Raw genomic sequence first — 21,972 nt, 5'->3', positions numbered from 1 at the left:
CAGGGTCGGGGCATTTTTCGGGCTCGCTGGCTCAGCGCCCGGAGATTGATGGTTTGCCCGAAACATTGTCCTGACCCACGTTCGGTGGCGCTACGATTTCGCGCTGATCGATAGCGGGTCGTTGCCGAAATGCTGATCTGCGCGAATTGGTCAGGAGAATTTTCGGGACCGCGATTGATTTGCCAAAGAGGTTTTTCGAGCCCGAAAAACCTCCCGACCCTGTGTTTACTCGCCTCTTAATGCTGCCAGGATCGGCGCTTTGAGTGTGGCACGCACGGCAAGCAGGCCGACGAGTGAACCAATCACTAGAATCGCGGAAATCATGATAGCCAGGTCGCGCCAAGGGAGCGATGCGCCGCCGAGGAACATGTGAGGAAGCACGGCAAGGAGGGCTGCGAGCAGGCCGGTGAAGATGCCGCCGCAGAGGAGGAACAGGTTTTCGAGCATGACCATGCCGGCGATGCGCGCGGCGCGAAAGCCGGTGGCGCGAAGCATGGCTAGTTCTTTGCGGCGCTCGAGCACGTTGCGCAGTTGCACCGCAGCGAGGCCGAATGTGCCGAGCAGTAAGCCGAGGGCGCCAAGGGCTTGAAAGGTGCTGATGTAGGTGTTCTGCACGGCGAGCAGATCTTGCAGCCGGATTTTGGACTGAGTGACGTCGAAGCCTTCGTCACCGAACCGCTCTTCCAGGACCGTGGCGATTTCTCGTTCTTGCGCGGCGGGCGTCCGAATGAGGAACGATCGATAGCCGCTGACTCGCGGGAAGAGACGTTTGAAATCGCCTTCGCCAATCAGCAGGCTCCCTTGCAGCACACTGTTCGACAGCAGGCCGACGACGCGGAACTTGATCGGCGGGCCATCTCCATAGTCGCGCTCAAACTCCTGACCAATGCCGCCGTACAACTTCAAGCTGTAAAGCGCGGTGTTCATGTCGAGCACGGTATTCACTGGTTCGCCGTCGGCGGCTGGCTGGGCAAGCAGCTGCCAAGGGTTCGCTTGTTCGGCCGGTGTTTTCGCAGCGGAAGCGGCGAAGATAAACTTCGTCACATCGGGCAAGTCGAAATGGTTGATCACGGCAGGCGTCACACCGAGGACGCGCGGCTGCATAGCCTGATAGAGGTTGCGGCAACTGGCATCGTCGCCGCCGCGCATCCGCATGGGCAGCACGAGGGAATCAGCTAACTTCGTAGCATCTTTTCCCATAGCTGCCTGGCGAGCAGCGGGGTCGTTCAGATCGGGCAGAATCGGCTCGGCACTTTCGGCGAGGAGATTGAATCCACCAACGCCTTGCTCGGTGGGACTTAAGCGGAACGAACTGACGGCTACTACTAAGAAGCAGGCACTTGCGACGAGCGCGATCGTGGCCATGCTGCGGCCCCGCGCGCGGCCGATGTTGCGCACCGCCAGCGATGGCAAGACATAGCGAAACGGAGTTGTACTCGCGCGCGATTGCCCGCCCAGTTGTCGCGAGATGAGCATCAGCAGGCCGGTGAGCACACTGGCTCCGCAGGCCATGAAGGTGGCTGCTTGGGCTTCGGCTTTCAGCACACTGGCCAGGCCCGCAAGGATCGCGGCAAGTACAAGGAACATCCAGGGCAAAGCTTGGCGCCAGGCCGGCAGTGCTCGATCACTCTGCAAATTGGCGAGTGCCGACGACGTTTCTCCCGCCAGCAATTGCCGGGGCGAAACTTTTCGCAGTTGCCGCAAGCTGAAGTAAATCGTTAGTTGGGCCACGATGACGCCGACGACAAAGCCAATCACCAGGCTCAGGGTACTCGGGTGCAGCAGGAGAAACGGCGACGAAATCGCACCGACCCACCACGTGCGCAGGCCGGTGACCATGAGCCACGCATAGCCGATGCCCACGGCGGTGCCGAGTAGCGCGCCGAGAATCGAAACCACCAGCCCTTCGCTGGCGAGCCAACGGCCCGTGCGTTGTTGTCGCCAGCCGAGTGCTTGGAGCAAGCCAATTTCACTGGCCCGCTGTTCGACACCCAGGCGGAACAACAACCAGATGAGTAATAATGCGGCCCCGATGATGAACATGCTCAGCAACAAGAAGAGCACGTCGAAAGGAGTTGTCCCTTGCGAAGCGGCCAGGTCGCGGTCTTTGATGGGAATGAGTTCAAACCCAAGAAACTCGTTCTGCAACTGTAGTTGGGCGAGGAATGCCTTCGTCAAAAGTTCTTCCGTGAAAACCGGCGAAGCAGGAATGCGAATCGACGTGGCCTGACCAAAGCGGCTGTGCCACAACTTTTGTCCTGCGGCCAGTGAGATATAGGCCTTGGGGGTGGTGCGATGATTGTTCCAGTACTTGTCGTCCTGCGCGCGGATCTTTTTGTAGTCGAACGGAAACGGCGCATCCCAATCGGCAATGCTCGCCTGATCGGTCACCCCGGGGACATCGGGCGTCAGGTCGGCATCGTTGGCCTTCGTCGGCCGCTGTTGAAACTGCGGACCTTTGCGGCGCGAGTAGGGGGCAGTGGGCTCCGTCAGCGGGATGATGGCCTTCACCGTGAACTCGGCGCTCTCTTCCTTCTCAGCCCCGTGCGTCGTTTCCGGCTCAAAGAAAGTGACGCGCACCTTGTCGCCAATCTTCAGCCCTTGATCTTCAGCAGCCCAATCGGTGAGGGCGATCTCGTCGTCAGCCAGTTTGGGTAATGGCTTCCCCTCGCGATCAACGAGCGGACCATCGGGAGCAGGATCGAGCGCTGCAATGGTGGAATAAGGAATGCCCTTGGTTCCCTCGGGCGCGCCGACCTTGTCGATGGAATTGGCCAGATAAGTGAGGACGGGATAGGCGTCGAATTTCTTGAACGCTTCGAGCGCAACGCGCTCGGTTGTTTCGTCCAGCAGCATCCGATTGGTGCTCAAGCTGAAGTAATTGAGGATCGGCTCTTCTTTGCCATCTTGCTCAAAGTTGAGCGTGACGTGCTTGAGGGAGAGGCCATAGTCGGCGAGTGTGGGACGCAGAGCAGCTTGCAACTTGGCGGTGAGCGCCGCTGGCTTCAAACGGCGCTCGTCTTGGGTTGCGACGAGGATCGCGTTCACCTTGCCGGGCTGTTCGAGCGTCTCTTGCAGCGGCGCAAGCGCCACGTAGACATTGCGCGGTGAAGTTTGCATGGGATGCAAACTAAAGCGGCCAAGTCCCTCGGCAGGAATGATCTCGCGCACTTTCAATTCCGCGAGACTGGTCAGTCGATCGTCCTTGCGCCCCAGGGGACTGTCTTCAGAAACTTGCGTCGCCTTGGGAATGCGAACAATGAGCGTATCGCCCACTTTCGCATTCAGTTCACTGGCTAGCGGTTCGTTCAACAACACTTCGCCCGGTTTGGGCGCGATGATTTTCGCGGACTCACCTTCACTGCCGTTCAAATCCCAAAAGCCTTGATCGGCAGCGATGAGCGTAACGCCCGCCGCCAGCGAGCGACCTTTCTCGCGCGGGACTTCGGCCGTGGCAGTCGGCATGATGATGGCTGGAACCGCGGCGATCTCGCCGCTCGAGCCGAAGTTCTGCTGAAGTTCGGAGGCCAGTTCCGCTCGGAAGAAGCGATCGACGAGCAGAAGATGATCGATGCGGCGCAAACGATCGAGCGTCAGGTGCCGCAAGCTGAAGCGGACGGAATCGCCCACGACGAGCGCGCCGGTAAGGACCGCCGTGGCAGCCATCACACCCAGCAGCACGGCGAAGTGCTTCGAGGCATGAAACTGCAAACTGCGGCTGACTAAGCGGAAGAAATTCATGTTCACTCTCCGCTTAAGTTTGGGCGTGCAACTCGCCGTTGTCGATTTCGAACCGCCGCTGCAGCAGCGAGGCAAGTTCGCTGCTGTGCGTGACGACGAGGAGCATGTTCTGTTCTTGCTGTTGCAATTCGAGCAGCAGCTGACCGATGCCCGTGGCATTGGTCCGGTCGAGATTGCCCGTTGGCTCATCGGCCAGCAGCAAGGCCGGCTTGAGCAGCAAGGCCCGCGCGACGCCCACTCGCTGTCGTTCACCACCAGAAAGTTCCGCGGGACGATGTTCGAGCCGCTGCCCGAGACCCACGCGGTCGAGCAGGTTCCGCGCCCGCGCCAGATCGTCGGCCGTTGGGGCCCCTTCGGCCAGCGCGGGGATCAAGACGTTTTCGAGCACCGTCAGTTGCGGCAGCAGATAATGATCTTGAAAAACGAAGCCGATGTTCCGGTTGCGAAACCGCGCGAGTTCCACTTCACCCAGCGTCGCGGGATCTTGCCCGGCCAGCTTCACGCTGCCACTCGTCGGCCGATCGAGCCCGCCGATGATATGCAGCAGCGTACTCTTGCCCGAGCCACTGGGGCCGAGAATGGCGGCATTCTCGCCAGCGCCAAGCTGGAGCGAAGCATCGCGCAGCACGACGAGAGGTTCGCCACGCGTGGGGAATTCTTTGCGAACATGCTCGACGATCAAGTCTGCCATGCGTTGTTCCGCGATCTAAATTTGTTGGAGTTCCGGCTATTGTTGGAGTTCCGGCTTTAGCCGGCTTGCCTTGATAGTTCGATTTGAAAAACCAAAGCCGGCTAAAGCCGGAACTCCAACGAACAAGGCAGTCATTTCATCATTCTTCGCCGGGCAAAGAAACTGAGAGACGCGAGTCCGTAAAAACTATATTCGACATCATGCGCGCCGTCCCAAGCAGCGGCATGAAAGCCACCCTCTTCGCGCTGGAGCGATTGGACAAACCGCTCGGCCGCGGCGAGGTCGATTTCGGCCAGGCCTCCGAGGTCTTCGAGCGTCGTCAGCCCGGTGAACGTGCTGAGCAAGTCGGCAATGGGAATGCGGGTGTTCGCCCGCAGGCCCCCTTCGTCGGTCTGCATGTCGAGCAGGAAGTCGATGGTATCGAGGCGAGTGTTTTCGTCGAGCGCGTCCAAAATCTTGAAGGTCGCAATGGCAGCTGCGGTGGGATTGGTCCCGGCGCGCTTGCCGGCCTTGATTTCGCGAAAGCCCCCTTCTTCGGCCGCTTGCGAGCGCAAGAAGGTCAGAAGCCGTGCAGGCTCGGGGGGGAGGCGGTCGAGTAGTTGCAGGCAAATGACGACGAGAAAACTGTGATAGGTGCTGCTGGCTTGCCCTTCGATTCCTTTCGCGTAGCCGCCGTCCGCGCGACGGAGCGTTTCGAGCCAGGTTGCCACCTGGTCTTGCCAGCCGGGCTGACTGTTGGCGAAGACGTCGATGCCGGCCGCCGATTTGATGAGCATGCCGCCATAAATGAGCGAGAAGAAATCGACAATCGATTCCTGCCCGCCCAGCTTCGATTGCAAAAAGGCCGCCGCCCGTTCGGCGACGGGGCCATATAACTCGCCCAGGACCGCAAGGCCGCGGAGTGCAAAGCCCGTGTAATACAAATCGCTGCCACCTTCGCGACCACCGAAGCCGCCGTCACTTTTTTGCGCAGCCAGAAAATAGCGGGTCTGCAATGACCGCTCGGCGTCTGTCAGTTGGCCCAGCCCTTCGGCCACGCGGATGGTCAGCTGTTCGAGATAAGCGGGCATGGCAAGTTTATCGTAATCCGATCATTCCATGACCGGAAAGTACGAGCCAGGGAATGACTCGGCTACGGGGGGAGGCAAATTGCGGTTGCTACGATTGTCACGGATTTGAGCGGCACGCGGGAGGGGTTTATGATTGCCGCATGAATAAACTTTCGCCCGCCCCGCTTAGCGTCGAACAACTCGAAACATTCCTCAGTGAGCCCGATGAAGCCGTGATTGAGACGCTGCGCGGCCTCGATAGCGACCTTCTGTTTCTCGGCGTCGGCGGCAAAATGGGGCCGACGATGGCGCGCATGGCCCGCCGCGCGCTCGATGCTGCGGGAAGCAAGCGGCGCGTGATCGGCGTCTCGCGGTTCGGCAGCGGAGATTTGCGCCAGCGGCTGGAAAGTTGGGGAATCGAAACGCAGGCCTGCGATCTGCTCGATGACGAGGCCGTGGCGAAGTTGCCAGACGCCGGCCTGGTCGTATCGATGAGCGGCTTCAAGTTCGGCGCGACACAGAACCCGAGTTATAGCTGGGCGATGAACTGTTATGCCCCGGCGGTCATCTGCCGCCGTTATCGCCAGAGTCGCATCGTGGCGTTCTCGACCGGCAATGTCTATGGAATGGTCCCGATTCAACTGCCTGACGGCTCGCCGAACCATGGCAGTCGCGAGAGCGACCCGCTGCAAGCCGACGGCGAGTACAGCATGACGGCTGTCGGGCGCGAGCGAATGTACGAGCACTTCAGCCGCGGGCTGAACATTCCGCTGACTTTGCTGCGGCTGAACTACGCGACCGAATTGCGCTACGGCGTGCTGGTCGACCTGGCTCACGAAATTGCCGCCGGTCGCCCGGTCGATGTGAGTCTGTCGCGCGTGAATGTCATCTGGCTGGCCGATGCGAACCGGATGTCGCTGCGGGGCTTCGCGCACGGCAGTTCACCGCCGCGGGTAATCAACCTCGCCGGCGACGAAATCCTCAGCTTGCGCGAGGTGGCTCATCAGCTGGGAGACCGGATGAATCGGAAGGTGACGTTTCGAGGTGAAGAGGGAACGCGCGCCCTGCTGAACGATGGTCGCGATGGCTACCAGTACCTGGGAGCGCCGCAGGTGAATGCCGCGCAAATGATTGCCTGGACTGCCGACTGGGTCGCCCGCGGCGGCGAGAGCCTAGGAAAGCCGACCCACTTTCAGACGACGGATGGGAAGTTTTGAATTTTGCAATCAGCGTGATTGCGAATTCGCCCGTCTGGGTTCAGGGTTTGCCGGCGTGAACGGATGCGGAATAGCGTAAACGTTCACGCTGGCGTATAGATTGTCCCGCAATTCGGGAGGGCGAGGCTCCTGCCGAGCCGCTAACCGTTGGTCATCGCTTCTCTTCGGAAATTTCAATCGATTTTGGAAACGGGATCTAATCGTCGGCGGCAATTTCATCGCTGCCACGGCTCGGCAGGAGCCTCGCCCTCCCAAGGCGGCTGCCAGCGTGAACGGCAACAAAAAATGTAGGCCGTGACCAGACGTGTCACGCGCGAAGTGTCTAATGGGTTGGCGATAGCTCTTTGGAAAATTTGGTGGAATAGGTCAGCAACGACTGTTCAGTTGATTGCTTAGTGATGCCGTACACATTATCCATAAGCAATCACTTGCTTCATTTTTAATGGCAATGTAATCGCCATTGTGGAGTGATGAAACTCGCGCGATTGTGGAAATTTCCAGTGGGAAGTTTCGGGCCAGTGGCCACGATGAGACGAATCAGCGATGTGGAAATTGTGGAAATTGAAAATGGCAAGTTTCCGGCAATTTTCGACCTAAGTGATTGGAGGCACGGGGCTTCTTGCCGCGCACTTGATTGGAATTATGGAAATTTCCTGGCGGCTAAGTACAGGAGCCCGTTGATGCGTTGGGGTCGATTGGCCGCTTTGGATCATGGAAATTCCGGAAATCGAATTGTGGAGATTTCCGCAGCGTTAGGGTGAGATGGTTTCCATTCACCGGCCGCCGACTCGCCGCGCTTAGTGCGAGTGATGGACCCGCGGACTGCAAGCAGCAGCGACAGCACAGCCTGCACAGCCACCGCCGGGACCTGTGCCGCAAGCTCCCCCTTCGGCCTCGGGGGTGCCGCAACCGGGGCCGCAACCTTGCGTGAGGAGGTCGGCAAATTGGTGAAACTGCACCGTGGCCGCGTAGGTCTTGGCCAGTTCGGCAGTCAGGGCATCGACCTCGGGCGTAGTCTCGCCCAGGAAATAAAACAGGAGCGATTGGCCGTCGAAGAGGAGCTCCACTTCGGCCAGCGTGGCCGGCAGGTCGTGCTGGGCCAGCAAGGCTTCGCAATCGAGAAACGCCTGCTGGCGGTTTTTTTCGAGGCGGGCGAGTAGCAGGTCGTCTTCGACCCCCACGCGCCGCAGGATCGTCCCCTGAGTGCTGCCGCGGTAGTTATCGCTGCCGTTATCGATGGGCGAAAGGACTTCGCCGACTTCCAGGCCACGTTCGGTTCGGCAAATAACACGGGCCCCACGGGCATACCGCAGGCCGTCGCTCGCACCGAAGCGCGAGACCTGTCCCATCACGCCAAAACGAACCCAGTGCTGGCCTAACACAAGTTACCGCCTATGGTTAAAATCGTTGAGCCTGCGCGGCAGATACACCGCCTGGCTTCGTTCTGCTGCGAAGGTCCGGTTCATCTTGATCGAGATGCGTTCCGCTGCCTAGTCGACATCCGTCCGCTCGTTCCCGAGGATTGCATGATTCAGCCTTCTCCCGTGGCGCTTCGCGCTGTTGAACTTTCGACCGATTGGGCCGAACTCGCGCGGCAGGTGCTCGCCGGTTATCAACTGACCGAAGAAGACGCGCTGGGCATGTTGCAAGCGCCGGACGACCAACTGCTGGAGATCATGGCCGCGGCCTACAAGGTGCGCCATCGTCACTGGGGAAACACGGTTCAGCTCTACTTTTTGATGAACGCCAAGAGCGGCCTGTGCCCGGAAGATTGCTCGTACTGTTCGCAGAGCAAGGTGAGCGAGGCGGAGATTCCCAAGTACAACCTGCTCAGCCGCGAGAAGCTGATGGCGGGAGCCAAAATGGCCGCCGAGCGGAAGAGCGGCACCTACTGCATTGTCATTTCGGCCCGCGGGCCGAGCGAGCGGGAGATTCGCGCGGTCGAGACCATCGTCCCCGAGATCAAGCAGCAATACGGGCTGAACGTTTGCGCTTGCCTCGGTCTGCTCACGCCGGAGCAGGCCCAGCGGCTGGCAGCAGCCGGTGTCGACAAGGTGAATCACAACCTGAACACCAGCCGCGAGTATTATCCCGAAGTTTGCACGACGCACACCTATCAAGACCGCGTCGACACACTGAATGCCGTGCGCTCGGCCGGCCTCAAACTGTGCAGCGGTGGCATCATCGGCATGGGCGAGAAGGATGTCGACGTCGTACGAATGGCCTTCGAGCTGCGCGAGCTAGGTGTCGAGTCGATTCCCCTCAATTTTCTCAATGCCATCGATGGCACGCCGCTGGAGAAGAATGCCCGACTCAATCCGCGGTATTGCCTCAAGGCGCTGGCCATGTTCCGGCTCGTGAATCCCGCCAGCGAATTGCGGATTGCCGGCGGCCGCGAACTGCACCTGGGTTCGCTACAAGCGCTGGGGCTGTATGCGGCCAACTCGGTCTTCGTGGGCGACTATCTCACCACCAGCGGGCAGGCTCCGTCGGCCGATTATAAGATGATTGAAGAAATGGGCTTCGTGGTCACCAAGACCGAAGACGGCGGTAGCTGCGGATAACTTTTTGCAGAGATTCTGAAAATATTGCGTGCCCGTGACCAGACGTGTCAAAGACCAATCGTCTAATGGCTGGAAGCAGCTGGGGCGAGGTCTTTGAAAACTTGGTGGAAGCAGAATTGCCTGCTGGTAACTTGTGAGCCACGCGGTGACCGATCTCAGCAATCCTTATGCGTCGCCGGAGTTGCCCCCCGAGCGCGATGAATTGTACGAGCGGCGGACAATTGTCGGGCACTTCTCGGTCGACGAGTTCACGCAGCGCGACGGAGCGCGCGGCTATCGCATTCGCCACGTCATTTGGCTGCTGGCGTCGCTCTGGCCGCTGCTGGTCATGATTCCGTTGCCCCTCTTGCTCTGGCGGGGGGACCCCACGCGGCTGGTGGTCGGCATGCTGCTGGTGTTTGTCGTCGGTTCGTTTGTGACCATTGGCATTCACGTTTCGCTCGATTGGTCGATCTTCTGGCACAACCTGCGGCAACTACGCAAGCATCGCGTTGTCGGCGCACTGGGGCCGTGGCAAGTGACCATCGACGAACAGACGATTCACATTCGCACGCGACAAGGGACCGAAGAGTGGCCGCTGAAACATGTGCGGCGAATGGAACTGGCCAAGCGACCGGTGGTGCTCTGGCTCGAACATGACCTAGCCATTGCGATTCCCAAGCATGGCGACTATGGCGAAGACGACTATGCTGCAGTCTGCAAAACGCTTCGCAGCCGGATTCCGCACATCGGCGGCAAACTGGCGAAGTGGAGATAGCAGGTCACAAGCGCGAGCAACATGAACGAGCCCATCAATCCCTATGAGTCGCCGATTATTCCGGGCGAGAGCAGGCAGCCCGGTGCCGAGCCTTTGGGGGTGATCGCCACCTTCGAAGTTGACGACGCCGTTCAATGGCATTCCGCAGCGCTCAACAACGCGCCCCTTTCGGGTTGGCTCTTGGCAGTGGTGATTACCGTAGTGGTAGTAGGCCTATTCGTCGCTACCGGTTTCTACCAGACGTATGGGCCACTCGGACCGATTTTGTTTCTGTCGGCAGGCTTCTTCTTGCTGCTGGGCGCGTCTCACCTGAATGGCCGACGTCAGACCAAACAGAACTTGGAACGACTTCGCTTGCATCCCATCCTCGGCGTCAAAGGAAGCTGGAAGTTGACCGTGGGACACCACGAAGTCACCGCCGAGACACCGGGGGGCAAGCAGGTCTATCAGCTGACTCAGGTTCCCTTCATCGCCTTGGAAGGGCACGATTTGATTCTGTGGCTCGAGCCGGGCTACCCGCTGATTATTCCCGACGGGGGCAAGTACAAGCGAATGAACTGGATGCTGCGGAAGTGGCTCTATCAGGTTGCACCGCAGGGGCGCGCCCATGGCTGAACCGATCAATCCTTATGCGTCGCCGCAGACAGTAATCGGTTCAACTGATTTCGATCCCTTGCGCACACTCACGGCGAAGTTTCCGCGCACTTGGAAAGTCCATTCCAAGATGGCGCTCGCCGCGCCCAATCCCTGGTCTCGCCGCGCGGCGTGGACTATTCTACTGGCTCCAGCATTGATCTACACCTTGTACTGGCTGCCGCCATTGGCTTTTTTCAGCGCTCGTCAGCAAGCCGCGTGGTGTTGGATGGTTGGCTTGCTCATCCCGATGTTGACTGTAAGTGTGGCCGAGCAAATCGGTTGGTGGATTGCCTTGCAGCGATTGCGCAAGGATCCCATCCTCGGGACTGCCGGCCAATGGATCGTCACGATCGATCTAGCCAACATTAAACTGCAAACGCCAGGAGGCATTGCCTCTTGGCCATGCACGATCACCGCGCTAAACAGCTACGAAAAGTCCCTCGCGCTGATCGTGGATCAGCAAACGGCCATCTACATTCCCGCTACGGCTGACTTCGGCGAAGAGACCTTTGCGATCTGGAAGGAGACGTTAGAAGCCCGCTGGCGTAGTGAGCGATTTGGACCGCAGTTGGCGAGTCACCGAATAAGACATTGAGGCAACCGAGCCGACGATGGCATAGCGAACGGACAGCCGCTCGAAAAACTCTACTAGCGAAGACAAGAGTTTGTCAGGACTCATTCAGCATCCGCTGGGCTGCCGCAAGATGGATTTGCTCTGCTGTCCAAGCAGGATTCTCTGCCGAAATTCGTCGGCGAATCGTCATGCGGGCAAAATGCCAAAGCCCAAGTGCGATCGCATATCGCTGGGCTGGGGTCTTCTCACGCAGGACTGCAGCCATTTGCCAATCCACAACCTCGATGACCGGCATGCGACGCCGCACGTCGGCATCGCCATTGATCGAAGGTGCAACACTCACGATTGGTTTGTCCCAAGAACTAGACCGGCAAATTGCGGCAATGCTCTCAGTATAGGACGTTGCAACAGTCGCTGCAGCAACCAGCTCGCCGCAACTTGCGAGCCAAGGAATGACTTGCGCCTACGGGCTACTTCGCTGCCGTCTGCTCGCCAGCAACCTTGGGTGCTTCGAAGGTGGCGAAGACGGTGCCGGCGTCAGTCCAGACGCGGAGCACACTGTCGGCACCGCCGGCGATGATGGTCTTGCCATCGGCACTGGCAGCTGCCGAGTACATGTAGTCGGCGGCACCGGGAAAGTCGCGAACGCTGCCACCACTGGCCGCGTTGATGAACTTCACCTTCGAGTCGCCACTACTGGCAATGACGTTGTCGGTCTCGCCCACGAAGCTGACGGTGGTCACTTCCTTGGTGAACTGGTTCTGCACGGTGCGGGCCTGGTCGCCGGTGCGAGTGTCCCAAACCTTGATGACGTTGTCGGCCCCGCTGCTCGCCATTAGGCGACCGTCAGCCCGCCAGGTGACACCCAGCACATGGTGCGTGTGCCCTTCGAACGAGCGGACGAACTTGCCATCGGCCACGTTGAACAACTTGACGAAGCGATCGGCACCGCAGCTGGCGAGTTGCTCGCCGTTGGGTGAGAAGTCGACGGCGAAGACCGTATCGCTATGCGGTTCCTTGAGAGCCAACTTGAGATTGCCGGTGGCCACATCCCACAGCTTGATCTCGCCACTGCGCGAAGGTTCGCCGCCGCCGGTCGCGAGGGTCTTGCCATCGGGGCTGAAGTCGAGCGCGGTGACGCGGTCGACGAGTTTATCGCCCATGTCAGCCGAACCGATGGTTCGTTCCAGTTTCCATTCGGTGGCCAGATCCCAGGCTTGAGCCGTGTTGGCTGCAGCCGCGATCACGATGCGCGCGTCACTGGCGAAAGCGACGGCCGCGAGCGGAGCACCACCACCAAAAACTTCGACCGCGGCACCCGTTTCGGAAGCGTAGGTGTGAATGAGTTGATCGTCTCCCACGACAGCCAGGAGCGAACCATCGGGCGAGAACGCTGCGGCCTTGAAGGGCTTTTCGCTCTCGGTCACAGCCTTGGTAGCGGTGGCCAGTTCGGCTTCGACCTTCTTGGCGTCTTCTTCCCGATCCTTGACGATCTTCTCGACGGCGGGGACAGCTTCGGTGGCCTTCTTCACGGCTTCGTCGGCACGTTCAACGCTCCGCTGAGCTGCCTTGAAGGTGCGATCGGCAGCGTTCCGTTCGTCGACGGCCTTGGTGAAAGGAACCATCACGGTCTTCACTTTGGCCTCAGCCTGGGTGAAGGCGGTCATGGCATCGGTGGCCGACTTGTCAGCGACCTTCTTGGCTTCGTCGGCAGCCTTTTTGGCCGTCTCTTGATCGGTGAAGACTTTGTCTGCAGCGGCCTTGGCATCGACAGCAGTCTTGTTCTTTCCTTCGACCTCCTTCGTGGTCGCTTCGGCTGCCGCGAGCGCCTTCTTCAGGTCTTCGTTGGCTGCATCTTTGTCGGCCGCCTCTTTGGCCTTGGCTTGCGCGTCCTGAGCCTTCTTCAATTCGGCCTCAGCATCTTTGGCAACCTTGGCAGCTGCATCGCGATCGGCGGTGGCCTTGGTGAAAGCCTCAGCAGCCTTGGTGGCCGCCTCGTCCGTGACCTTCTTGGCTTCATCGGCTTTGGTCTTCTTCTCGGTTGCTTCGGCGAGCGCCTTATCGGCGTCTTCTTTGTCCTTGGTCGGAGCCTTGGCCGCTTCTTCCTTTTTCTTGAAGTCCTCTTCGGAAGTCTTCACGGCTTCCTTCGACTTCTTTTGATTCTCTTCTTCGGCCGTCTTGCGCTTGGTGGCTTCGGTCAAGTCTCCCTTAGCCAGATCGACATGCTTCTTAGCCAGGGCGACAGCGCGGGTCACTTCAGCGGCCTTCAACGTGGCGCGAAGGTCACCCTTCATTTCGGCGACTTGTTTCTGATCGTCGGCATTCCAGATGCGGGCAGTGTTGTTCGAACTGACGGAGACGAAACGCTTGCCATCAGCACGCACAGCGATCGATTCAATCGGCGTGCCGTGGGCCATCGGCTTGGCGGTGGCTTTGCCGGTGGCGACATCCCAAATCTTGAGATTGCCATCTTTGCTGCCCGACAGGAGCGTGGCTCCGGTGCCGATCGTGGCGAGCGAAGTCACAGGCTGAGTGTGGCCGGTGAGTTCGAAGAGCGGCTTGGGAGCTTCGGCCGGTTGAGCATCGGGCAGGGCATAAAGGCGAATGATGTTGTCGGCACCGCCGGCAGCAATTTGCTTGCCTTCGGCCACGAGCGCGACGGCATTTACCGGAGCGGGAGTTTCGATCTTGGCGAGTTCCTTCTGGTCGGCAATGTTCCAGACGCGGAAGGTTTTATCTTGCGAGCCCGTGACCAGGTTCGTGCTATCGGCAGTGAAAGCTACACCGGTCGCAGCGGCACTGTGACCTTCGAGCGTCTTGGCAACTTTGCCCGTGGCTATTTCGAAGATGCGAACCTTGCCGTTCTCTTCGCCGATCGCGGCCCACTTGCCATCGACCGAAGTCGCCAGCGAACGAGCGGCCGTTTCGAGACCAGCCAGATCGAGCGCCTTGGCTGCTTCGGGTTTGCGCCACAGCTTGACGGTGCGGAAGCCGCCGCTGGCGAGGAGCTTGTTATCGGGGCTGAACTTCAGGGATTGAATCAGGTCGAGATCGGCAACACCAGCGCTGGTGTAGATCCCCTTCTTCATCAGTTCGGGATCGGTCAGTCGGCCCAGTTCGCGCTTGCTGGGAATGTGATAGAGGAAGATCTGGTTCGCGCGAGCCACGGCCGCGTACTGGCCATCGGATGTGAGTGCCACCGCATAGATGGGATTTACACCGGGAGGCAAAGGCTGCCAAGTAATGTTGGCCGAAGCCGACTTCACTTCGCCCTTGGCACCTTCGTCGATCCAGAGCTTGATCAGGCCCAACTCTTGCGACGTGAGTGGCTTGGCCTTCACGTCGTTATCTGGTGGCGGCATGACCGGTTCTTTTTGCCGGGCAGCCAACTTGAGGAGCAAACTTTCGGCACTCTTGCCGGCGACCACCGAGGGGCCCTCGCTGCCACCCTTGAGAATGGTGGCTGGTGTTTCCAACGTAAGATCGCTCTGAGCTTCGGTCGCACTGTGGCAAGCCAGACAGTTGCGGCGGAAGATCGGCAGAATCTCTTTCTCGAAATCGACCGGCCCCTCGTGTTTGACGGCGGCGATCTCAATGGGCTTGAGAGCCTCTTTCGGCTTCGCTTGAGCCCAGCAGTTAGCGGGCATCCAGCCGAGGGCTAGAAGTGCGAAGGCGATCCATGTGGTGCGTGCGACGTTCATAGGATTAACCGAGAGGTTGGATGGGCGGGAGTATTGAGGTTACCGGCGACGAGTTTGCTTACTTGGCCTCTTCGACCTTGATGACGACCGGGAAGGAGGTTTCGACATTCATGTTGTTGAACTTCCCCTTAGCGCGGATCATGGCGGTGTGCTCGCCAGGAGCCACCTTCTTATCGGCGGAGAGTTCAAATTTGGCTTCTCCTTCATCCTTCTTGAGCGTGATCTTGCCGGCCGCCAGGCCGTTCACACCGGCAGGCGCATCGAAGGAGAGATCGACCGAATCCGCGAAGCCGTAGAGCCGATCGAGTTTCACGACGAGCTGAGATTTTTCAGCTTGCTTGACGGTGGTTGGGCCAGCCGATGACAACGTGTAAGGAGCTGACGCAATCTTGATCTTGATGGGCGAGCTGACGAGGGCCATGTTCAGATCCTTGGGTACCGCGGCTTTCTTGGCATCGTCAAGCCGTTTGTCAATTTGCTTCTTCAAGTCGTCAGCCTGCTTGGCTTTATCCTGGGCAGCCTTCAATTCTGCTTCGGCTTTGACCTTGGCTTCGTCGGCTGCTTTGGCCTTGTCAGCAGCCGCCTTCTTGGCAGCGTCGTCACCCTTCTCGGCATCCTTCACACCCTTGGCGGCATCAGCGACCGCCTTTACCGCGGCGTCTTTGGCAGTGGTGAGTTGCTTGACCTGATCGGCGAGCGCCTTGATCGTCTCACCAATACCCTTCTGCTCTTCGGTGGCCCGCGTGACTGCTTCGGGATTGCGGACATACTTCTGCTTGGTATCTCCCTTCATGTAGAAGGTATAGATGCCTGGCTTAGCGTTCTGCTGATTGATCTGCAGTTCGAACTTACCTTCCTTGGCATCAGCAGCCAGGTTGATTTCCTTCGGCTTGAGATCGTTAGGCAAGCCGACCGCAGTCAGTTTAATTGCCTCTTTGAAATCGCCACGGCGAATCACTGAGACCGGAATCTCAAGATTGCCACCAAGCGAGGTTTCCCAAATCTTGTCTTCGCCCACTTGAATCGAAGCTGCTTCGGTTTCCTTGTCCGCAACGCTCAGTTGGAACGACCGTAGCAGACGGAATTCGGGCAACCCTTGCTGGCGATTCGCCGAGCCCCAAACCATGCTGCCGTAACGCGATTCGCGGGTGACGTCTTTGTCTCCCACCTTGGATTTGCCAACAATTTTCACCATGCCGGCCCAAGGTTTGGCATCCTCGTTGGCCGTGAAGACCAGAGCGGCCGAGCTGACTTCGCCACCGATGGCTGCAGCGCGGCAGGTGATACCTTCTGGCAATCCCTCGGCAGTGATTTCAATGTCGCCCTTGAAATCGTCCTGACGATTGACCGTGACGTTCACCAGCGTGCTGCCACCGCGACGCAAGATCAAACCGCTCAGCGGCGAACCTTGGTTGTTATTGTTGCCAGTCGATGCGACTGGCTGGGCACCGATCGAGAGGAGTTTAAAATCGGGCTCCAGCGGACGAATCGCCAGGCGATAGACATAGGTCGGGTCTTTGCGGCCATCGCCGAACTGATCGCGAACCAGCACGCGGTACTGGCCATCTTCCGGTGCGGTGAAGCGATAGGAAGGATCGTCAGTCGAAGTATCGTAGTCGCTGCCAATCTTCTGTGCCCGATCCGCTGGGTCGTCAACCTGGGCGATATCACGCATCTCTTCTTCGCCTTTGTCATTCTTCGTCACTCGCATCACCGCGAAGTAGGGATCGGAACCAAGGCCCAATTGATGGGACATGACTTCGATCATCAGCTGCTGTCCCTTCTTTGCCTCGAACTGCACCCAGTCGACATCGCGCTGGGGATAGAACTGGCCAACGTATTCGCAGGGGACAGTAACTTGCTGCGCTTTGGCAGGCTCGTTGTTCGGTTCAGCTTCGGCGACAACCGGAGCCTTGGCAAAATAGATCACGGTCGGGTTGCTCGGCCCTTGGGGCGTCGCTTGACGAAACTCAAAACCTGTCTGCCAGGCCTGACGCGGACGAGCGGCACCCGCGAGCGGCAATTGCGACAGAGCCGCCTCATCGCCGGGAACTGCAATTTTTACATCCAACTTTTGCAGCGGTGCACCATTCAAGCTGAGCCCTTCTGCCGGCTTACCACCGGGCAGGTTGCGACCGTACAGCGTGAACGAACCATTACTGCCGGGAACAGCTGAGGGCGGGAAGACAAAATCGATATAAGCTGCAGCGCTGGCACTCAAGCGATAGAAGTGCTCGGCACCGCCGCCATAGATGGCGTCGAACAGCCGGACTTGATAGTCGCCATCGGCAGGAGCGGTGAAATCGAGCACGCAATCCTCACCGACCGAATCGCGCACGCGAATGAACTCCCGACCATTGGCCCCATAGACGGCTAGCGTGGGATCAAGTCGCGAATCAATTCGCTGAGCCAGGCATTCGAGAATGACTCGCTCCCCCTTCTTCATCGGCAGGCGGAAGTAGTCGAACTGTCCCGCTTCGACTTTGCCACTGACGACCGTGCCGGCGGCCAAATTCACCGCTTTCTCAGGACTGTTGTTGCCAGCAGCGTCGGTCTCTTCCTGCATATTGCTCACGCAGAACGACCGCGGGTTCGAAATGCCATACCGGCTGACTGCACGAGCTTCGTAGATGCCCGGCGGAACATCGCCGGCAATTTGCACGACAAACAAGTTCGCCATGGGTCGGGCCGTTTTTTCCAATTCCGACAGCGGAGCCATTTTGGGCTGCGCTGTGATCCCCGGATGATTGAAGACAAGTTTCTCGGCCTCATCGAGATCGGCGCCGGCGACCGTCACTTCGACGGTCGTCCCTTGCTTGCCGCCCAGTGGAAAAAGACTGGTCAGCTGCGCCGTGGGAAGTTGTGCTGCGGCAATGGCGGGTAAGCCAATCAGCAACATCAACAGGCCAGCCTGCAGCGAGAAAGTTGTCGAGCGCGCAAGGCCGAACGGAATCGAAACGTCGTGCTTCACGGGAACCGCTCCCTGGGTCAAAATAGGAGAGGAAATGTCTCAGGTGCCGCGCGGCAAAGTGCAGCACCTGAAGGAACAGATCAAATCAGGTGGGAAGTACTAGAAACTAGTCTGCTTGATTCCAGTTGGAGAATCAACATTTGGCAGGCAGGATTGGCAAGTTTTCGGTACCAGCTCTCAAAGGATCCGGTCTCGAGGGGCGAAGATTTCACCCCTCGACGAATGCTTGGTTCAAGCAGTCTTAGTGATTGAACAAGAACTCTTTGGTGTTCACGAGCGCCCAAACGATGTCTTCGTAGGCTCGCTTGGGATCTGCTTCGTTCTTTTGAATGTGAGCCAAAGCGACTGTCAGTTCATCGGGCAGCGGAGCGCGGCCGAACGACAACAGATAGAGCTCACGAACCTTGACATCGTGCGGACGTGATTTATCGTTCGCGAGCACGGCAGCTTTGCCACCACCCGAGGTCAGCTTGCCTTGAATCTCGCCCGAATTGAGCAAGTGCAAGCTTTGCGCGAGATTGGCTTCGCTCGAGCGTTCGCATTCGCATGCGCTGCTCGATTCCGGACGGCCGAAGACCGTCAGGAAGTACGAAGTGAAACCATTGTCGGGCAGCTGCACGGCACGAGTCCCTGCGGGCACGCCATTAAAGGCAGACGAAGTACCAGTGACTTGATCAATGGCGTCGAGCAACACTTCAGCGTTCAAACGTTTGGGATAGTAACGAGAGAAATTCTGTTTGTCGTCTTGATTCCACTCGTTCGGTTCGGCACTCAGCTGATAGGTTGTCGACGACACAATCGTGCGGCAGAGTTGCTTCAGGTCGAAGCCCGAATCAACAAAGTTCTTGGCCAAAGCATCGAGCAGATCAGGATTGCTCGCGGGATTTGTGACTCGCATGTCGTCTTCCGGATCGACTAGACCGCGGCCGAAGAAGTGCTTCCAATAACGATTCACGAGGCTCTTGCTGAAGAAGGGGTTATCCTTCTTGGCCATCCAGTCCGCCAGGTAATGGCGAGGGTCCTGGTCGGCAGTCAGCTCCAGCGTCTTGTCGCCCAGCCCTGTTGGTTTGACGTTCTGGCCGGTCTTCGGATTGCTCGCTTGAGCCACACCACGGCGGTGATAAATCCGCTCGGCATTTTGAATTTCACCCTTCTTGCGACCCACTTGGGCGAAGAATGCAGCAAAGCCGTAGTAGTCTTGCTGGCTCCACTTTTCGAACGGGTGATGGTGGCAACGGGCACATTGGATTCGCAGCCCGAGGAACAGCTGAGCGGTATCTTCGACTTGGGCAGATTGGTCCTTCACTTCGCGGTACCAACCCACGGGCGGATTAACGCCCGCTTCGCCCGAGGCGGTGACGACTTCGCGCACGAATTGGTCATACGGCTTGTTCTCATTCAGGCTCGTACGAATCCAATCGTAGAAGGCGAAAGTGGCCGGCTTTTCAATGTCCATCCGGCGCTTGTTGCGCAGAATGGCGCTCCATTTGTTCGCGAAGTAGTCGGCATAATCGGTGCTGTCGAGCAAACGATTGACAAGGTTCACGCGCTTGTTCGGATCCTGGTCACCCAGGAATTGCTCGACTTCTTCGAGTGTTGGCAAGCGACCAGTGAGGTCGACCGTCACGCGGCGCAGGTAAGTGGCGTCATCACAGATTTGCGATGAGGGCAGGCCGAGCGCCTTCAACTTCTTCTGCACGGCTTCATCAACAAAGTTGCTGGCCTTGGGCAGATTATCAACCGCAACACCGAGTGGAACCGTAGCTCGATACACCCCAACGTGACCTTGATAACGGGCCATTACGGCCACGCTGCCGGTCAATTGACCGGTGGTGACCAGTCCGGTGACGCTTACTTCGGCCATTTCGGTATCGTTCGAGTCGAACTGGGTAGTTCGAGTAACGTCTTCGCTTGAGCCATCGCTGTAATGAGCGACCACGACAATTTGCTGCGTCGTTTCGCGTTCCATCAACCGTTCGGTCGGTTGAACTTCGATGTGCGTTACGTAGGGATCAGTTTCTTTGCCGTAGGGCATCCCTTGTTCCACCCACCGCTTGAGCACGCGATAAGCAGGGGAATCGAAATCGATCCGCTGACCACCACCGTGCGGCAGCCGAGCGGTTGCTTTAAGCAGCAGCAAGCTTTGATCCGGGGCTGCAGGAAAGAGGCGACGGCCGCGACCTTCCTTCACGAGGAATTCGAAGTCTTCCTTCGGTTCGAAACCAAGTAGCGACAACCGGAAGCCGTTTTGGCCGCCGCTTTTGCCGTGGCAACCACCGCCATTACAGCTGTACTTGGTGAAGACGGGAGTGATCTGATTGGCGAAATTGATCGGCAGGTCGTGAACCAGATTGGTCACTTTCAACTTCAACGAACTTTCGATGCCCGGCGCGGCGACGACTTTGATCGTGGCTTCACCCTCGGCCACGGGAACTACGAACCCGGTTTCGTCGACTTTCACGACGCCAGCTGGTGTGGCATCGAAGGTAGCCTTGCTAGAAAGATCGCGGGTTTGACCCGTCGAATAGACGCCGGTCACAACAATCTGCTGACTGGCATCGCGGCCAGAAAGCTGGACGACACCGTCCTTCAGCCGACCAGTTTCGACCTGAATCGAGGTCAATTGACCGGGGTCGCCCAGACCAGGTGCTTTGGGCTTGGCAGGTGCATCGGCAGCAAACAAGTGGACGGGGGCGAGCAAGGCGGCCAGGAGGAGGGCCACGGGGGGGAGTGCTCTAGGCATGGTATTCCTTCCAATTTGGCGGGAGTCATTTCTCCATTGCCACGCGAGTGACGGAACCTATTCAACCGATTATGCCGCTCGCCCCAGCCAATTGCAAGCAAACGTCAACGATTGTTGATGGATTTCGAGCCAAGTCAGCCGGCGGTTGTCCGCACATAATGATTGCGCCACCGGGGCTTCTATATCTGTAATACAGCGACCTTATAGCCGGACTAACCCCACTGTGCGGTCGAGCTAGTCCCGTGGCATCTGCGCGAGCGCCCAGGCGCAGGCGCTGCTGATGAGGGGTTCGCTGTCTTGCAGGCCGCGGGTCAGGGCTGGAATGGCGTGTTGGGCGCGTTGGTTGCCCAGCACGATGGCGGCATTGCGGAGGATTCCGCGGCGTTTGGAACGCCAGAGCGGCGAATGGCGAAAGCGAGCGCGGAAGGCAGCGTCGTCGAGATCGAACAAAGCGATCAGATCGACGGGGTTTTCGCCCTGTTGAGGTTGAAAGGTCACTTCGCCGGAGATCGGGGCGCGGTGATTCCAAGGGCAAACGTCCTGACAGACATCGCAGCCGAAGAGCCAGTCGCCGATGCCGCTGCGCAAGTCGGCTGGAATGGCATCGCGCAGTTCGATGGTGAGATAGCTGATGCAGCGCGTCGCATCGAGAACGTAGGGTTGCGGGAACGCCTGTGTCGGACACGCATCGAGGCAGGCGCGGCAGGTGCCGCAATGGTCGGTGTCGAAGGGTTGGTCGACTTCTAGCTCCGCACTTGTCAGGAGCGCCGCGAGAAGAAAGTAGCTCCCTGCCGGTTTGTTGAGGAGCAGCGTGTTCTTGCCGATCCAACCGAGCCCAGCGAGTACGGCGAATTCTCGTTCGAGAAGGGGTGCGGAATCAACGACGCCGCGGCATTCGGCACCTGGAGCGTGCTCGCGCAGCCAATCGGCCAGCTGGTGCAGCTTGTCGTGAATCAGGTCGTGATAATCGCCGGGCCCCCAAGCATAGCGCGAAATTCGCCCTTGCCCAGGTGCACAAGGCTGCGGTTCGCTGGTGCGATAAGGGAGCGCGAGCATTAGCACCGAACGAACCGAGTCCAACACGCTGCGCGGATGACGATACGCTTCCGCCCGATTTTGCAGGTAGTGCATTTGCCCGGCATAACCACTGGCCAGCCACTCTTGCAATTTGCCGTAACCGGTCGCTTCGACAGCTGGACAAACACCCGCTAGCGCAAAGCCCAACTGCTGGGCTTGGGCTTTCAACTGGGCGGTAAGGTCGGCGGACATGAAACTGGTAGGCGAATAGTTGGCGGCCGCGGCGACAGAATAAAACACGGACTGGATAG

The 21,972-nt window shown here is 58.8% G+C and carries 14 protein-coding genes; 5 read left to right on the top strand and 9 right to left on the bottom strand.

The genetic code is table 11. The features are described 5' to 3' along the window. Positions 1-225: 225 nt before the first annotated feature. From ETAA8_RS04215 to ETAA8_RS04205, 3 genes are all read right to left on the bottom strand, one after another. On the bottom strand, positions 226-3,741 hold the full coding sequence (locus ETAA8_RS04215) for an FtsX-like permease family protein (protein WP_145085344.1): 3,516 nt from the start codon (positions 3,739-3,741) through the stop codon (positions 226-228). A 13-nt stretch (positions 3,742-3,754) separates the two neighbouring features. Continuing rightward, complete coding sequence (locus ETAA8_RS04210) at positions 3,755-4,432, bottom strand: ABC transporter ATP-binding protein (RefSeq protein WP_145085341.1); 678 nt, start codon at positions 4,430-4,432, stop codon at positions 3,755-3,757. Positions 4,433-4,563: 131 nt separating this feature from the next. Beyond that, the gene (locus ETAA8_RS04205) at positions 4,564-5,502 is read right to left on the bottom strand and encodes a prenyltransferase/squalene oxidase repeat-containing protein (protein ID WP_145085338.1); all 939 of its coding nucleotides are present in this window, start codon (positions 5,500-5,502) and stop codon (positions 4,564-4,566) included. A 140-nt stretch (positions 5,503-5,642) separates the two neighbouring features. Here ETAA8_RS04205 and ETAA8_RS04200 point away from each other — a divergent pair, with 140 nt between their 5' ends. Next, the gene (locus ETAA8_RS04200) at positions 5,643-6,698 is read left to right on the top strand and encodes an NAD-dependent epimerase/dehydratase family protein (protein ID WP_145085335.1); all 1,056 of its coding nucleotides are present in this window, start codon (positions 5,643-5,645) and stop codon (positions 6,696-6,698) included. A gap of 797 nt (positions 6,699-7,495) precedes the next feature. Here the strand turns inward: ETAA8_RS04200 and ETAA8_RS04195 are convergent. Then, entirely contained in the window at positions 7,496-8,080 is a 585-nt protein-coding gene (locus ETAA8_RS04195; protein WP_145085332.1) for a PSP1 C-terminal domain-containing protein, read from the bottom strand. Between the two features lie 144 nt (positions 8,081-8,224). Here ETAA8_RS04195 and bioB point away from each other — a divergent pair, with 144 nt between their 5' ends. The 4 genes from bioB to ETAA8_RS04175 all read left to right on the top strand — a co-directional run bounded on the left by bioB (position 8,225) and on the right by ETAA8_RS04175 (position 11,250). Beyond that, positions 8,225-9,262, top strand: a complete 1,038-nt coding sequence (gene bioB / locus ETAA8_RS04190) for a biotin synthase BioB (protein WP_145100162.1) — start codon at positions 8,225-8,227, stop codon at positions 9,260-9,262. Between the two features lie 145 nt (positions 9,263-9,407). Continuing rightward, the gene (locus tag ETAA8_RS04185; RefSeq protein WP_145085329.1) at positions 9,408-10,019 is read left to right on the top strand and encodes a hypothetical protein; all 612 of its coding nucleotides are present in this window, start codon (positions 9,408-9,410) and stop codon (positions 10,017-10,019) included. A 21-nt stretch (positions 10,020-10,040) separates the two neighbouring features. Then, positions 10,041-10,634, top strand: coding sequence for a hypothetical protein (locus ETAA8_RS04180; protein WP_145085326.1), 594 nt, complete (start codon positions 10,041-10,043; stop codon positions 10,632-10,634). Beyond that, positions 10,627-11,250 (top strand): hypothetical protein, encoded by a 624-nt coding sequence (locus tag ETAA8_RS04175; RefSeq protein ID WP_145085323.1) that lies wholly within the window; start codon positions 10,627-10,629, stop codon positions 11,248-11,250. The genes ETAA8_RS04180 and ETAA8_RS04175 overlap by 8 nt, the downstream gene beginning before the upstream one ends. 73 nt (positions 11,251-11,323) lie before the next feature. Here the strand turns inward: ETAA8_RS04175 and ETAA8_RS04170 are convergent, their stop codons facing one another. The 5 genes from ETAA8_RS04170 to queG form a co-directional block, all read right to left on the bottom strand. Next, positions 11,324-11,572: a hypothetical protein gene (locus ETAA8_RS04170; RefSeq protein ID WP_145085320.1), complete on the bottom strand. Its 249-nt coding sequence runs from the start codon at positions 11,570-11,572 to the stop codon at positions 11,324-11,326. 127 nt (positions 11,573-11,699) lie between these two features. Next, positions 11,700-14,930, bottom strand: a complete 3,231-nt coding sequence (locus ETAA8_RS04165; protein ID WP_145085317.1) for a WD40 repeat domain-containing protein — start codon at positions 14,928-14,930, stop codon at positions 11,700-11,702. 58 nt (positions 14,931-14,988) lie between these two features. Continuing rightward, complete coding sequence (locus ETAA8_RS04160) at positions 14,989-17,901, bottom strand: hypothetical protein (RefSeq protein ID WP_145085314.1); 2,913 nt, start codon at positions 17,899-17,901, stop codon at positions 14,989-14,991. Positions 17,902-18,142: 241 nt separating this feature from the next. After that, entirely contained in the window at positions 18,143-20,644 is a 2,502-nt protein-coding gene (locus ETAA8_RS04155) for a DUF1549 domain-containing protein (RefSeq protein WP_145085311.1), read from the bottom strand. Between the two features lie 234 nt (positions 20,645-20,878). Further along, on the bottom strand, positions 20,879-21,913 hold the full coding sequence (gene queG / locus ETAA8_RS04150; protein ID WP_145085308.1) for a tRNA epoxyqueuosine(34) reductase QueG: 1,035 nt from the start codon (positions 21,911-21,913) through the stop codon (positions 20,879-20,881). Positions 21,914-21,972: the final 59 nt, after the last annotated feature.

This window comes from Anatilimnocola aggregata, from assembly GCF_007747655.1.
Classification (GTDB): domain Bacteria; phylum Planctomycetota; class Planctomycetia; order Pirellulales; family Pirellulaceae; genus Anatilimnocola; species Anatilimnocola aggregata.
Note: the sequence above shows the minus strand (reverse complement) of the source record. Positions and strands in the feature narration are given on the sequence as shown.